This is a genomic window from Agrobacterium sp. BT-220-3 (genome assembly GCF_025910175.1).
In the GTDB taxonomy this organism is placed as follows: domain Bacteria; phylum Pseudomonadota; class Alphaproteobacteria; order Rhizobiales; family Rhizobiaceae; genus Agrobacterium; species Agrobacterium oryzihabitans.
Genome location: NZ_JAPAIX010000001.1, coordinates 944,687 through 958,471, shown reverse-complemented (window position 1 = coordinate 958,471; position 13,785 = coordinate 944,687). Strand labels below are relative to the sequence as shown.

Here is a 13,785-nt window from a genome sequence, read left to right as displayed (position 1 = left end):
TCCCGTCCTTGTGTGGCAAGGACCGGCCAGACTGCCAAAGACCTGCCGGAGAGCGGTGACGGGGCACGAACCCGCCCTCCGGCCTTCCAGATTATCACCCCCTTGGGGTTGCGCGGATTTCGAAAGAAACGATCGGAAACTCAAAAAACCATGCGCCCGGCCGGATGCATGGGGAGGCGGGCCTGCCTGCTCCCCTGAGGGCCAAGGCCTTGAGGATGTCCTTGAAAGGAGAAACACCATGACCAGTATTCTTCGCAGATATCGCATCGCGGCTTTGCTTGGCGCGGCCTTTGTCGCCGCTCCGCTTGCGATGTCCGTGTTTCTGCACAACACACCCGCTTTCGCCCAGGCCGGATTATCCGCCATCCCCGGTCCCGTGACCTCGGGCGGCTCCTTCGCCGGCATCGTCGCCGCCGACAAGCCGGCGGTGGTGACCATCACCACCGAAATGAAAACGCAGGAACAGGCGACAGACGACACGACGCCGTTCGACCAGCAGTTCCGCCAGTTCTTCGGCGAGCAGGGCATTCCCATGCCGCAACAGCAGCCGCAGCAGCGCCAGTCCCAGACTGCGGAAGCGCTGGGTTCCGGCTTCATCATCTCGCCGGACGGCTATATCGTCACCAATAATCATGTCATCGACAATGCCACCGCCATCAAGGTGACGCTGGATGATGGCACCGAGCTTCCCGCCAAGCTTGTCGGCGCCGATCCGAAATCCGATCTCGCCGTCTTGAAAGTGGTTTCTCCCAGACCGCTTGCGGTCATTTCCTGGGGTGACTCGGACAGGCTCAAGGCCGGCGATCAGATCCTTGCCATCGGCAATCCGTTCGGCATCGGCACAACGGTCACGGCCGGCATCGTTTCTGCCCGTGGCCGCGATCTGCACAGCGGGCCCTATGACGACTTCATCCAGATCGACGCGCCGATCAACCACGGCAACTCCGGCGGGCCGCTGGTCGATGTCGAAGGCAAGGTGGTCGGCATCAACACCGCGATCTATTCGCCGAATGGCGGCAGCGTCGGTGTCGGTTTCGCCATTCCCTCCGATCAGGCCCAGAACGTCGTCGTTCGCCTCATGAAGGATGGGTCGATCCAGCATGGCTTCATCGGTGTCCAGATACAGCCGGTGACGCCTGACGTGGCCAATGCCATCGGTCTGACGGCAGCGGAGGGCGCGCTGGTCGCAAAGGTCGACGCCGGCACGCCGGCAGGCCGGGCCGGCATCAAGAGCGGCGATGTCATCACCTCTCTGGGTGGGCAGGCGATCAAGTCGCCGCGCGACCTGTCGCGCATGGTCGCCGATTTGTCACCCGGCCAGAAGGAACATGTCACTGTCTGGCGCCAGGGAGAAAGCAGGGACCTGCTTCTGACCGTGGGAGGCAATGATGGCCAGAACGCGCAATCCTCCGCGGATAATGGTCAGCAGAAAGGCGACGCCTCATCGCAGTCCCTGCCGATGATCGGCATCGGGCTGGCCGACATCACCCCGGCGGTCCGCGAAGCCCTCAGTCTGCCTCAGGATGAGAAGGGCGCTATCGTCGAAAGTGTTGCGCCCTCGAAACCCGCAGCCGAGGCCGGCTTGCAGGCGGGTGATGTGATCGTCTCGGTCAATCAGGCGACGGTGAAATCGGCGGGTGACGCCAAGGCGGCCATTGCGCAGGCGGGCAAGGCCGGTCGCAAATCCGTTCTGCTGCTCATTCAGCGCGGCGATTCGCAGACCTATGTCGCCATCCCCTTCGCAAGGGGCTGAGCCCCGGCTTTCGGGGAGAACCGCAAGGAACGGGCAACTCCATCGGAGCTGCCCGTTCCATCATTCTCAGACATCCACACCGTGCGCCCGCAGGTCCTGCTTCAGCTTCTCGGCACCGGTGAAATGCACCGCCTGCCAGCCCGCGGCCTTCGCGCCTTCCACATTCACCAATGTATCGTCGATGAAAATGCTGGTGGCGGGGTTAAGACCGAATTCCTTCGCGTGCAGATCGTAGATCGCCACATCCGGTTTCAGGAGCTTCACGTCGCCGGAGACCGTCACGCCGCGCGGCAGCGTCAGGAAGGGAAACATCTTCTGCGCCTCGCGAAACGTGTCGGACGCGAAGTTGGTCAGCATCGTCACGTCATGGCCGCTGTCGATCAGGGCAACCATGATGGCGACGCTGTCATCATAGGAATGCGAGACCATCTCGTGCCAGAACTTGCGGAAGGCGCGGATATGCTCTTCCCGCTCCGGAAACTGTTCCAACAGCAACGCCTCGGCATCCTCCCAGCGGCGTCCGCGATCCTGTTCGAGGTTCCAGTCATGGGTGCAGACATTCTCGAAGAACCATTTGCGCTCATCGGCATCGGGAATGAGGCGGCTATAGGGAATATGCGGATCGTAATGGATCAGCACCTTGCCGATGTCGAATACGATATGCTCAATCTTGGTCATCGAAATTTCCTGCGTTCATCGAATGCGGATGGAATAGCTTGGGCGATGACTTTTTTCATCACCGTTGGCAGCGCCTGTGCGTCAAGATTTGTAACCGGCTCCCACCATCCGTCATCCGGACCGGCTTGAAGGCCGTCCGGCACCTGCGCGCGATAGACGGTGAGCCGCAGTTCGAAATGGGTGAAGACATGCACGATGACGCCCGCCGCCTGCCAGCCGGCGGCAAAGGGCGCATGGCTTGCCTCCGTGCCGCCGTCCATGCGCGCGGTCCATGCCGTTGTCGGCACCTCGGTCATGCCACCGAGAAGCCCGCTTTCGATGCGCCGCCGCAGCAGGATTTCACCGCTCGCATTCACCGCCACGAAGGCGGCCCCGAGCCGCACCGGTTTTGCCTTCTTCGCCGCCTTGACCGGAAAACGCTCCGGCTCGTCATGGGCAAGCGCAAGACAGTGGCCGTTGAACGGACAGAGCGCGCAGGCCGGCCGTTTCGGGGTGCAGATCGTCGCGCCGAGATCCATCATCGCCTGGGCGAAATCGCCGGGCCGGTCGGAAGGCGTAAGCGCGGCCACCTTCGCTTTCATGGCGGGCTTTGAGCCGGGCAGGGGAGCATCTATGGCGAAGAGGCGGGAGATGACGCGCTCCACATTGCCGTCCATCACTGCCGCCTGCCGGTTGAACGCGATGGCCGCCACGGCGGCGGCGGTATAATCGCCAATGCCGGGCAGTTGCTTCAGGCCCTCTTCGCTGTCCGGAAAGGTGCCGCCATGGTCGCGCGCCACGGCTTCGGCGCATTTCTTAAGGTTGCGGGCGCGGGCATAATAACCAAGCCCCGCCCAGGCCGCCATGACATCCTCGACCGGTGCCGCGGCCAGATCACTGACGCTTGGCCAGGCGGCAAGAAACTTCAGGAAATAGGGCTTGACCGCCTGCACCGTCGTCTGCTGCAGCATGACCTCCGACAGCCAGACATGATAGGGATCGGCGCGTTTTCCCCGTGCCGCCATGGCGGGAGACGTGCGCCATGGCAGTTCGCGATGGTGCCGGTCGTACCATGCGAGAAGTTGTTCCGCTGTCGGATGGGATATGTGTTGTCGCGCATCTGTGTTCATCGCCGCTGAACATAGAGACGGCGCGGCAATCTGCAACAGGATACCCGTTGCGACGGCGTGGAAAACCGTATCCCGCAATGAGCGCCCTGACATAGAATTCCCCATTCGATTCAGGAGGAACGAACCCATGCCAAACGCGCTGCTGGAAATGATACCCCCGCCGCTCCAGTACACTATCGGAGTTTTGCTGGCCCTGTGCCTGATCGGGTGGTTGCTGAACCATATCGGCCGGCTGTGTTTCGGGCATGAGAACAGCGTGGCCTTTGTGGTGGCGCGCCTGATCCGCGAAATCCGCCAGCTGGAAAAGATGCGGGGAAAGCCCTCCCGCCGTTTTCGTATTCTCGAATCCGGTTTCTGGGCGATTTTCTGCCACGGCCTGTGGATATATCTGTCCGTCGTGCTCATCTGCATGTTGGTGATCGCCGCTATCTCGGATAAGCCGGGAATAGGACATCTGAAGATTTTGGCTGGCGGATATTTCCTCTTTGGATGTTTGGCGGTCAGAATGATACGCTTGGGCGCCTGCCGTGACTGGCGGCGATTCCGGGCGCTGTTGCGCGGCGAAGAAGATGACGATGGCGCGACCGCTTGAGGTCAATTGGCCTCTGTCGAGGAGAGCATGAAGAAACCCGCAGATTCATTCCGCAAAGGCGTCGTGCAGATCGCCGAAGTCGCCAATGGCATCATGGACCCCGTGCTGTCGAAACGGGCGGGCATCAACACGGCGCTGCTCGGCTCCTGGGACGAGATCGCCGGTGATGACTTCGCCGATTGCACCCGCCCGGAAAAGATCACCTGGCCGCGCCGCGACGAGGGGCCGGATCGCGGCGGCTACCAGCCGGGCGTGCTGACGATTGCCTGCGAAGGCGCGCGCGCCCTGTTTCTCACCCATGCGCAGGGCGAACTGATTGCCCGTATCAACGGCTTTTTCGGCTTTCCGGCGGTGCGCCAGATCAGGATCGTGCAGAAGCCGGTCTCGCAAACCATCACCCGCAGGCGCAAACCGCAGCCCCTGCGCGGCGATGCGGCAAAACGTCTCGATGACATGATGAATGGCATCGAGAGCGAGGCGCTGCGCAAGGCGGTGGAGAGGCTTGGCACGGCGGTGTTGCAGAAAAAGCCGGGGCGCAGGACGATTTGATGTGACGGCGCCGTCCTTGACTGGTCACAATTCTTTGACAAGAAGAGTTCAAAACCCCGCTTGTGATGAACAGGCCGTCGCTATATCGGAATCAACGGACAATAGAGTCTATTACCAACAGGTGCTTTCATGCATTTTCCCGAACTGACCATTTCCCGTCGCAGCCTTCTCGGCGGCGTTGCCCTTGCTGCCGTTGCCACGGCCCTGCCGTTCGCCTTCGCGCCCGGTATCGCCGAAGCGCAGGAACTGCCTGAATCCACCGGTGATGTGGATATGGCTGCGGTGCTGAAGCCCGGCCCGCTGCCGGAAGCGGCGCTCGGCGATGCCAACGCACCCGTCAAGATCGTCGAATATATGTCGATGACCTGCCCTCACTGCGCCAACTTCCACAACAAGACCTTTGACGAGATCAAGAAGAAATACATCGATACCGGCAAGGTCTATTTCGTCATCCGCGAATTCCCGTTCGATCCGCGTGCGGCGGCCGCCTTCATGCTGGCGCGTTGCGCACCGGAAGGTCAGTATTTCCCGTTCGTTTCCATGCTGTTCAAGCAGCAGCAGAGCTGGGCCACGGCACAGGATGCCCGTGCCGCCCTGCTGCAATTGTCGAAAATGGCCGGTTTCTCACAGGAGTCTTTCGAGGCCTGCTTGACGAACCAGAAACTTCTGGATGATGTGAACGCAACCATGCAACGCGGTGCGACGGAATTCGGCGTCAACTCCACGCCGACTTTCATCATCAACGGCAAGAAATATGCGGGAGACATGTCGGTTGAAAACATGTCGGCTGTCATCGACAAGCTGCTCTGATCGCCGAACCCCTAAAGGAACGGGCGGCGGATATTTCCGTTCGCCCGTTTTTTATTGCCGTATTTCTGTCCGGAGCGTTGCGGCATGAAGTTCAACAAGCTCCGCGTCGTCGGTTTCAAATCCTTCGTTGAACCTTCGGAATTCATCATCGAGCCGGGCCTGACCGGTGTCGTCGGCCCGAACGGCTGCGGCAAGTCCAATCTGGTGGAAGCGCTCCGCTGGGTGATGGGCGAAAACTCCTACAAGAACATGCGCGCATCCGGCATGGATGATGTCATCTTCTCCGGTTCCGGCAATCGCCCGGCTAGAAACACCGCCGAAGTCGGCCTTTATCTCGACAATTCGGACCGCACCGCGCCCGCCGCCTTCAACGATGCCGATGAAATTCAGGTGACACGCCGCATCGAGCGCGAAAACGGCTCGGTCTACCGCATCAATGGCAAGGAAGCGCGCGCCAAGGATGTGCAGCTTCTGTTTGCGGATGCCTCCACCGGCGCTCGCTCGCCTTCCATGGTTGGGCAGGGGCGGATTGGCGAACTCATCAACGCCAAGCCGCAGGCCCGCCGCCAGCTGCTGGAAGAGGCGGCGGGCATTTCCGGCCTGCATTCCCGCCGCCACGAGGCGGAGCTTCGTCTGCGCGCTGCCGAGGCCAATCTGGAGCGGCTGGAGGATGTGACCGCCCAGCTTGAAAGCCAGATCGAAAGCCTGAAACGCCAGGCGCGACAGGCCAATCGTTTCAAGATGCTGTCGGCGGATATTCGCTCCCGCGAGGCGACCCTGCTGCATATCCGCTGGGTGGAGGCGAAGGACGCGGAGGGCGAAGCGGAAAGCGCGCTCAATCAGGCCACGAATATCGTTGCCGAAAAGGCGCAGGCGCAGATGGAAGCGGCAAAACAGCAGGGCATCGCCAGCCTGAAACTGCCGGAACTGCGCGAGGATGAAGCGCGTGTGGCCGCCGCCCTGCAACGCCTGCAGATCGCCCGCACCCAGCTGGATGACGAGGCAAACCGCCTGTTGCGCCGCCGCGATGAGCTGGCGCGCCGGCTCTCCCAGCTTGGCGAGGATATTGTCCGCGAGGAACGGCTGGTTTCGGACAATGCCCAGATACTCGCACGGCTCGATGAAGAAGAGGCCGAACTTCTCGAAATTCTCTCCGATTCCGGCCGCCATGCCGAAGAGATGCGCGAAGCCTTCGAGGCTGCCGCCGCCAAGCTGACCGAAAGCGAAGCCGTTTTCACGGCACTGACCGCAGAGCGCGCCGAGGCCGCTGCGGGACGCCAGCAGCTGGAAAAGGCGATCCGCGAGCTTTCCGACCGTAAACTCCGGCTGGAACGCCAGTCGCAGGAAGCGTCCTCCGAGATCGATGCCGTCGATGAAAAACTCTCCGGCCTTCCCGATCCGTCCGAGCGCCGCGAGGCGGTGGAGGCTGCCGAGATCGCGGTGGAAGACGCGCTGATCGTGGCGGAAGAGGCCGAAGCCGCCGTTGCCGCGGCGCGCTCCGCCGAAGCGCTGGCGCGCGGCCCGCTGGAAACGGCGAGAAACCGGCTGAACGCGCTGGAAACCGAAGCGCGCACCATCACCAAGATTCTCGCCTCCAGCGCTGCCGCCACCGGCAGCTTCACGCCGGTTGCGGAAGAAATGACGGTGGAACGCGGTTTTGAGGCAGCGCTCGGTGCCGCCCTTGGCGACGATCTCGAGAGCTCGCTTGATCCCGCCGCTGCCGCCTACTGGGCCGGCAATGGCGACGGTGCTGGCGATCCCGCTCTGCCGCAGGGTGTAAAACCGCTTCTGGACTACGCGAAGGCACCGGATCCCCTGCGTCGCGCGCTCGCCCAGATCGGCATTGCAACCGATACTGCGCAAGCCCTACACCTGATGCCATCGCTGAAAACCGGCCAGAGGTTGGTGACGCGCGAGGGGGCGCTGTTTCGCTGGGACGGCCACATCGCCAGCGCCGACGCACCGGGAGCGGCGGCCCTTCGTCTGGCGCAAAAGAACCGCCTTGCGGAAATAGAGACGGAGCTTGAAGAGGCCCGTTTCGGTCTTGAGGAAGCCGAAGAGCAGCTCTCCATCAGAACCGAGGATATCCGAAGCGCTGAATTGCGGCTATCGGAAGTGCGCGACAGAAGCCGACTAGCGACGCGCCAGCTTGCCGAAGCGCGAGAGGCGCTCACCGCCGCCGAACGCGCCTCGGGCGATCTTCTGCGCCGTCGCGATATCGTTTCCGAAGCGCTGAACCAGATCGGCGCGCAGATCGACGAGATCGTCGTTCAGGAAGAAAACGCCCGCATCGAAATGGAAGACGCGCCGGATCTTTCCGCCCTTGATCTGCGCCTGCGCGAAAGCCAGCTCGAAGTCGCCACCGACCGCGGTCTCTTGGCGGAAGCGCGTGCCCGCCACGAAGGGGTGAGCCGCGAGGCGGAAAGCCGCCAGCGCCGGCTGCAAGCGATTGCGCAGGAGCGCTCCACCTGGGCATCGCGAGCAGCAAGTGCCGCCGATCATATCGCCACCCTGCGTGAACGCGAGGAAGAGGCGCGCGAAGAAATCGCCGAGCTGGACATAGCGCCGGAGGAGTTTGACGAGAAACGCCGCAACCTCCTCAGCGAGCTTCAGAAAACCGAAGACGCCCGCCGTCAGGCCGCCGACCGGCTGGCGGAGGCGGAAAACCTGCAACGCGCTGCCGACCGGGTTGCCGTGACGGCGCTTTCCGAACTGGCCGAGGCCCGCGAAAAACGCGGACGCTCCGAAGAGCGGCTGGTCTCCGCCCGCGAGAAGCGGCAGGAAACCGAACATCGCATCCGCGAAACGCTGAATACCGAGCCGCATATGGCGCTGCGCCTGACCGGTCTTGGCCCAGACCAGCCGAAGCCCGATATTCGCGATGTCGAGCGCGATCTTGACCGGCTTAAGATCGAGCGCGAAAGGCTTGGCGCGGTCAATCTGCGTGCGGAAGAGGAGCAGGCCGAGCTTTCCGCCAAGCTCGCGGCCCTCATCAAGGAACGCGACGATATCATCGACGCCGTGCGCAAGCTGCGCGCCGGTATCCAAAACCTCAACCGCGAGGGTCGCGAACGGCTGATTGCGGCCTTCGATGTGGTGAATTCGCAGTTCCAGCGGCTTTTCACCCATCTTTTCGGTGGCGGCACGGCGGAATTGCAACTCATCGAATCCGATGATCCACTGGAGGCAGGGCTGGAAATTCTCGCCCGCCCGCCGGGCAAGAAACCCCAGACCATGACGCTGCTTTCCGGCGGCGAACAGGCGCTGACGGCCATGGCGCTGATCTTTGCCGTATTCCTCACCAATCCAGCACCTATCTGCGTGCTGGACGAGGTGGACGCGCCGCTGGACGACCACAATGTCGAGCGTTATTGCAACCTGATGGACGAGATGGTGGCCTCCACCGAAACCCGCTTCGTCATCATCACCCACAATCCCATCACCATGGCGCGCATGAACCGCCTCTTCGGCGTCACCATGGCCGAACAGGGCGTCTCGCAACTGGTGTCGGTGGATTTGCAAACCGCCGAACAGCTGCGCGAAGCCGTCTGAGCATCGTTTTCCAGTCATCATCCATCGTGAATTTATCTGGCCGCATCACCCATTCGGGTGGACGACAATGCGCGGCGTTTTGTTATGGTTAGTACAGAAGCCCAAGAGTGCTCTCCCAACCCCACCATCCGGTTTCCTGTACCGGATGGAATGCCTTGCGAGGCCGCTGCCGTGGCCTCGCAAGGCTTTCTTTATTGGTCTCGTGGTCTCGCGCGCTCTCGATCTCTCGGTCCCTCATTTCCTCATTCCTGTGCTTGTCACAGGAATCCAGCCAGCCCAAGTCGTTGGGCTGAAAAGACTCTTCCCCGCCACGCAGACGCGTGTCGGCTGGATGCCTGTGACAGGCACAGGAACGAGGGAGTGGGGATGTACCGCTTGCGGTACTCAGACGAAGTGGCGCAGGAATTCCTTTCTGGCACCTACTCCGCCTCAAGCCGTCGCCCAACTCACGCGGGCACTAGCCGCAGCCGCGTGCCCCAGGGATCCATTGCTTCCACAACTTTGTTCTCCATCTCCACCAGCACATAACCGGCCGCCCGCAGCCGTGTTTTCTGCACTTCTAGGTCGGCGGGATTTTTGATGGTGAGCGAAAACCAGTCGAGGCCGGTTTCGGTGGTGTTACGGCCTTTTGCGCCCCGGCTGTTCCAGGTATTGACGGCCAGATGGTGATGATATCCGCCTGAAGACAGGAAGGATGCATCCGTGCGGGCATCCTGTGTCGGTTGCAGGCCGATAGCTTCCTCGTAAAAGGCGCGGGCGGCGGCAATCTCGCCGACCCGCAGGTGAATATGGCCGATGCGCATCCCCGTGGGCGCGGCTTCATAATCGCTTTTCCTGGTATCGGTCAGTGTCACGAGATCATCGACATCAAGCGGTTCGGTGCCCATTTTCACCACGTTCCCGCTCCACACCCATGTGTCCTTCGGTCGGTCGCTGTAAACCTCGATGCCGTTGCCCTCGGGATCGTTGAGATAGATCGCCTCGCTGACATTGTGATCGGCAAAACCGGAAAGCGGCACCTGTCTGAGCGCCGCATGCACCAGCCACCGCGCCAGATCCTTGCGGCTGGGCATCAGATAGGCGATGTGGAAGAGGCCGGCTGAAGTGGGGCTTTCGTAATCGGCGGCCGGTTTGTGGACGAGATCGAGCAGCGGCACGGTGCCGACGCCGAGCGTCACGCCCCTCGATGTGCGCTCCACCTCGTTAAGCCCCAGTACGGAACGGTAATAGTCGATCATCGGGTCAAGTTCGCGAACCCGAAGGGCGGCCTGGCCGATATGCATGGGGGTCGTCAGCGCGAAGGGAAGGGCCGCGCCGGCATTTGCGGCGGGCGTGCCGCCTTCTGCTCTCAGAGCACCGGCAAAGGCGGTCGCGGCGCAAGAAATTCCGGCAAATTTCAACGTATGGCGGCGAGTAAATTGCATGAATAATCTCTTTTTGGGCGATGTGAATGGCTTAGGGAACACTCCGTTTCTCCGCACTACACGAATGCGTCAGCAACGCTGTTATTTTGCTTTTGCGGCAATTCTGGCGCGCAATTCGCCGCAATTATGCTGCACTGCGATGTAAACTGCACGTTGCGGCGTTTCCAACATGCTGCCAATGCTGTAGATGATAGAAAAATGACAACGCTTCTGGGTGGAGAGCGTGGAATGAAAAAGTGGGTTTATACCTTCGGCAACGGTGCTGCCGAAGGCCGGGCAGGTGACGTTGCTATATTGGGCGGCAAGGGTGCAAACCTTGCCGAAATGGCAAGTCTCGGCCTTCCCGTTCCCCCCGGCCTCACCATCATAACCGATGCCTGTGCGCTTTATCACAAGAACGATCGCGATCTTCCCGAGGAGCTGAAGCTGCAGGTCATGGCCGGGCTTCATGGCATGGAAGCCGTGACCGGCAAGACATTCGGCGGCAGCCAGACGCCGCTGCTTCTGTCGGTCCGCTCAGGCGCGCGTGCCTCCATGCCGGGCATGATGGACACCGTTCTCAATCTTGGCCTCAACGACCGCACCGTCGAGGCGCTCGGCCACGATGCGGGTGATGCCCGTTTCGCCTGGGACAGCTACCGCCGCTTCATCCAGATGTATGGCGATGTCGTCATGGGCCTCGACCACGAGCTGTTCGAGGAAATTCTCGAAGACGAGAAAGGCCGCCTCGGCCATGAATACGATACCGATATGTCGGCAGTTGAATGGCAGCACGTCGTCTCGCTTTACAAAAAGCTGATCGAGGACGAGTTGGGCGAAGCCTTCCCGCAGGACTGTCACGTCCAGCTCTGGGGCGCGATCGGCGCGGTGTTTGCCAGCTGGACGAACCATCGCGCCGTGACCTACCGGCATCTGCACAATATTCCCGGAGACTGGGGCACGGCGGTCAACGTCCAGGCCATGGTCTTCGGCAATCTCGGCTCGTCCTCGGCAACCGGCGTCGCCTTCACCCGCAATCCTTCGACGGGAGAGGCGGAGCTATACGGTGAATTCCTTGTCAATGCGCAAGGGGAAGACGTGGTTGCGGGCATCCGCACGCCGCAGTCCATCACCGAGGCCGCGCGACTGGTCTCCGGCTCCGACAAGCCGTCCATGGAAAAGCTGATGCCAGAGGCGTTCAGTGAATTCCTGGCGATCTGCAGGCGGCTGGAAAACCACTATCGCGACATGCAGGACCTGGAATTCACCATCGAGCGCGGCAAGCTCTGGATGCTCCAGACCCGTTCCGGCAAACGCACCACCCGCGCCGCCATGAAGATCGCCGTTGATATGGTCGAGGAAAGGCTGATTTCCAGGGAGGAAGCCGTCTGCCGCATCGAGCCATCTTCGCTCGACCAGCTGCTGCACCCGACCATCGATCCCGGCATCTCCCGGCCCGTCATCGGCTCCGGCCTGCCGGCTTCACCGGGGGCTGCGACGGGCGAGATCGTCTTCACCTCCGAAGAGGCGGTCGCCGCCGAAGCCGAAGGGCGTCGCGTCATTCTGGTGCGCATCGAAACCAGCCCGGAAGATATTCACGGCATGCACGCCGCCGAAGGCATTCTGACGACGCGCGGCGGCATGACCAGCCACGCCGCCGTGGTGGCGCGCGGCATGGGCATTCCCTGCGTCACCGGCGCCGGCTCCATGCGCGTCGACATGCGCAACAAGGTGCTGATCGGCGTCGGCTGTATGCTGAAGCGCGGTGACGTCATCACCATCGACGGTTCCTCCGGCCGGGTGCTGAAGGGCGAAGTGCCGATGACACAGCCGGAACTCTCGGGCGATTTCGGCAAGCTGATGCAATGGGCCGACGGGCTGCGCCGCATGACGGTGCGCACAAACGCCGATACACCGGCCGATGCGCGTGCCGCCCGCGCCTTTGGCGCGGAAGGCATCGGTCTCTGCCGTACCGAGCATATGTTCTTCGAGGGCGACCGCATCCATGTGATGCGTGAGATGATTCTCGCCGAAAGCGAAAAGGGCAGGCGGGCGGCGCTCGATGAGCTTTTGCCCATGCAGCGCTCGGATTTCACCGAACTTTTCCAGATCATGCACGGCCTGCCGGTAACGATCCGCCTGCTCGACCCGCCGCTGCACGAATTCCTGCCGAAGACCGATGGTGAGATCGTCGAGGTGGCCGCCGCCATGGGTATGCCGCAGACGGTGTTCCGCCAGCGGCTGGATGCGCTGCACGAATTCAACCCCATGCTCGGCCATCGCGGCTGCCGGCTCGCCATTTCTTATCCCGAAATTGCCGAAATGCAGGCACGCGCCATTTTTGAAGCGGCGGTTGCCGCAGCACGTATCACCGGTGCGCCGGTCGTGCCCGAAATCATGGTGCCGCTGGTCGGCCTCCGGTCCGAGCTCGATTACGTCAAGGCCGTCATCGACACGGTGGCGGCCGAGGTGGCGGAAGAGACCGGCATGACGCTCGAATATCTGACCGGCACGATGATCGAGCTGCCGCGTGCGGCCCTGCGCGCCCATGTCATCGCGGAAGCCGCGGAGTTTTTCTCCTTCGGCACCAACGACCTGACGCAGACGACCTTCGGCATTTCCCGCGATGACGCGGCGCGTTTCATCAATACCTATCAGCGCAAGGGCATCATCGAACGAGACCCGTTCATCTCGCTCGATTTCGACGGCGTGGGGGAATTGATCCGCATCGCCGCCGAACGCGGCCGCCAGACGCGGCCGGAGCTTAAGCTCGGCATTTGCGGTGAACATGGCGGTGATCCGGCCTCAATCCATTTCTGCGAGGATGCCGATCTCGACTACGTGTCCTGTTCGCCCTTCCGCGTGCCCATCGCCCGCCTGGCCGCGGCGCAGGCAACGCTGGCGGCGAAGAGAGATGAGGGCAAGGTGGCGAGCAATGTTGCCTTCATTCCCGTCAGGGGTTCTGTCGGACGATGATCTGACGTTCGACCACGACCGGCCTATAGAACATGTCGCGGTTCATCTGCGCCTGCCAGGCGCGGTTGTCGGCGCGGCGGTCTAGATCAAGGTCCAGCAGGCATCCGGCCATCTGGTCCGTACCGGGGCGGAAACCATAACCCCGGCATGTCGCCTCATCCCGCGCCCGGCGCTCTTCCGGCGTCAGCGTCTGGCAGGCGGTGAGTGCCAGCATGGCGGCAAGCGCACCGAAGACGATGGAAACGCGCATTTTTTTCTCCCTTGAACATGACAGCCGTACGGCACTTTTATTGCCGCGATTGATACGCCTGTTTTCTTGTGGGGAAAAGCCGCGTTGGGGCGGAAAGTTGCATTGGATCTGGG

The 13,785-nt window shown here is 62.0% G+C and carries 10 protein-coding genes; 6 read left to right on the top strand and 4 right to left on the bottom strand.

From position 1 onward, the window contains the following. Window positions 1-238: 238 nt before the first annotated feature. On the top strand, window positions 239-1,753 hold the full coding sequence (locus OK142_RS04920) for a DegQ family serine endoprotease (protein ID WP_498681384.1): 1,515 nt from the start codon (window positions 239-241) through the stop codon (window positions 1,751-1,753). A 66-nt stretch (window positions 1,754-1,819) separates the two neighbouring features. Here the strand turns inward: OK142_RS04920 and OK142_RS04915 are convergent, their stop codons facing one another. After that, window positions 1,820-2,431: an HAD family hydrolase gene (locus tag OK142_RS04915; protein ID WP_498681382.1), complete on the bottom strand. Its 612-nt coding sequence runs from the start codon at window positions 2,429-2,431 to the stop codon at window positions 1,820-1,822. Next, the gene (mutY, locus tag OK142_RS04910; protein ID WP_498681730.1) at window positions 2,428-3,540 is read right to left on the bottom strand and encodes an A/G-specific adenine glycosylase; all 1,113 of its coding nucleotides are present in this window, start codon (window positions 3,538-3,540) and stop codon (window positions 2,428-2,430) included. The genes OK142_RS04915 and mutY overlap by 4 nt, the downstream gene beginning before the upstream one ends. Window positions 3,541-3,667: 127 nt before the next feature. On the opposite strand from mutY, the gene OK142_RS04905 reads away from it, so the two are divergent. The 4 genes from OK142_RS04905 (at window position 3,668) to OK142_RS04890 (ending at window position 9,043) form a co-directional block, all read left to right on the top strand. Then, complete coding sequence (locus tag OK142_RS04905; protein WP_035218515.1) at window positions 3,668-4,132, top strand: hypothetical protein; 465 nt, start codon at window positions 3,668-3,670, stop codon at window positions 4,130-4,132. Window positions 4,133-4,159: 27 nt separating this feature from the next. Next, the gene (locus OK142_RS04900) at window positions 4,160-4,681 is read left to right on the top strand and encodes a DUF721 domain-containing protein (RefSeq protein WP_035218512.1); all 522 of its coding nucleotides are present in this window, start codon (window positions 4,160-4,162) and stop codon (window positions 4,679-4,681) included. A gap of 129 nt (window positions 4,682-4,810) precedes the next feature. Beyond that, window positions 4,811-5,491, top strand: a complete 681-nt coding sequence (locus tag OK142_RS04895; protein ID WP_080833727.1) for a DsbA family protein — start codon at window positions 4,811-4,813, stop codon at window positions 5,489-5,491. An 84-nt stretch (window positions 5,492-5,575) separates the two neighbouring features. Continuing rightward, window positions 5,576-9,043, top strand: a complete 3,468-nt coding sequence (locus tag OK142_RS04890) for a chromosome segregation SMC family protein (protein ID WP_498681378.1) — start codon at window positions 5,576-5,578, stop codon at window positions 9,041-9,043. 446 nt (window positions 9,044-9,489) lie between these two features. Here OK142_RS04890 and OK142_RS04885 read toward each other — a convergent pair whose 3' ends face one another. Beyond that, window positions 9,490-10,467 (bottom strand): VOC family protein, encoded by a 978-nt coding sequence (locus tag OK142_RS04885; RefSeq protein ID WP_498681376.1) that lies wholly within the window; start codon window positions 10,465-10,467, stop codon window positions 9,490-9,492. Between the two features lie 228 nt (window positions 10,468-10,695). Between OK142_RS04885 and ppdK the strand changes: the two genes are divergently transcribed. Continuing rightward, the gene (gene ppdK, locus OK142_RS04880; protein ID WP_498681373.1) at window positions 10,696-13,422 is read left to right on the top strand and encodes a pyruvate, phosphate dikinase; all 2,727 of its coding nucleotides are present in this window, start codon (window positions 10,696-10,698) and stop codon (window positions 13,420-13,422) included. On the opposite strand, the gene OK142_RS04875 is transcribed toward ppdK, so the two are convergent. Further along, on the bottom strand, window positions 13,400-13,672 hold the full coding sequence (locus tag OK142_RS04875) for a hypothetical protein (RefSeq protein WP_082183877.1): 273 nt from the start codon (window positions 13,670-13,672) through the stop codon (window positions 13,400-13,402). The genes ppdK and OK142_RS04875 overlap by 23 nt on opposite strands. Window positions 13,673-13,785: the final 113 nt, after the last annotated feature.

Excerpts from the sequence above, each read along its gene's own strand:
- OK142_RS04920 (WP_498681384.1), top strand. The coding sequence starts at position 239 with ATGACCAGTATTCTTCGCAGATATCGCATCGCGGCTTTGCTTGGCGCG.
- OK142_RS04875 (WP_082183877.1), bottom strand. The coding sequence starts at position 13,672 with ATGCGCGTTTCCATCGTCTTCGGTGCGCTTGCCGCCATGCTGGCACTC.
- ppdK (WP_498681373.1), top strand. The coding sequence starts at position 10,696 with ATGAAAAAGTGGGTTTATACCTTCGGCAACGGTGCTGCCGAAGGCCGG.
- mutY (WP_498681730.1), bottom strand. The coding sequence starts at position 3,540 with ATGAACACAGATGCGCGACAACACATATCCCATCCGACAGCGGAACAA.
- OK142_RS04905 (WP_035218515.1), top strand. The coding sequence starts at position 3,668 with ATGCCAAACGCGCTGCTGGAAATGATACCCCCGCCGCTCCAGTACACT.
- OK142_RS04900 (WP_035218512.1), top strand. The coding sequence starts at position 4,160 with ATGAAGAAACCCGCAGATTCATTCCGCAAAGGCGTCGTGCAGATCGCC.
- OK142_RS04895 (WP_080833727.1), top strand. The coding sequence starts at position 4,811 with ATGCATTTTCCCGAACTGACCATTTCCCGTCGCAGCCTTCTCGGCGGC.
- OK142_RS04915 (WP_498681382.1), bottom strand. The coding sequence starts at position 2,431 with ATGACCAAGATTGAGCATATCGTATTCGACATCGGCAAGGTGCTGATC.
- OK142_RS04885 (WP_498681376.1), bottom strand. The coding sequence starts at position 10,467 with ATGCAATTTACTCGCCGCCATACGTTGAAATTTGCCGGAATTTCTTGC.
- OK142_RS04890 (WP_498681378.1), top strand. The coding sequence starts at position 5,576 with ATGAAGTTCAACAAGCTCCGCGTCGTCGGTTTCAAATCCTTCGTTGAA.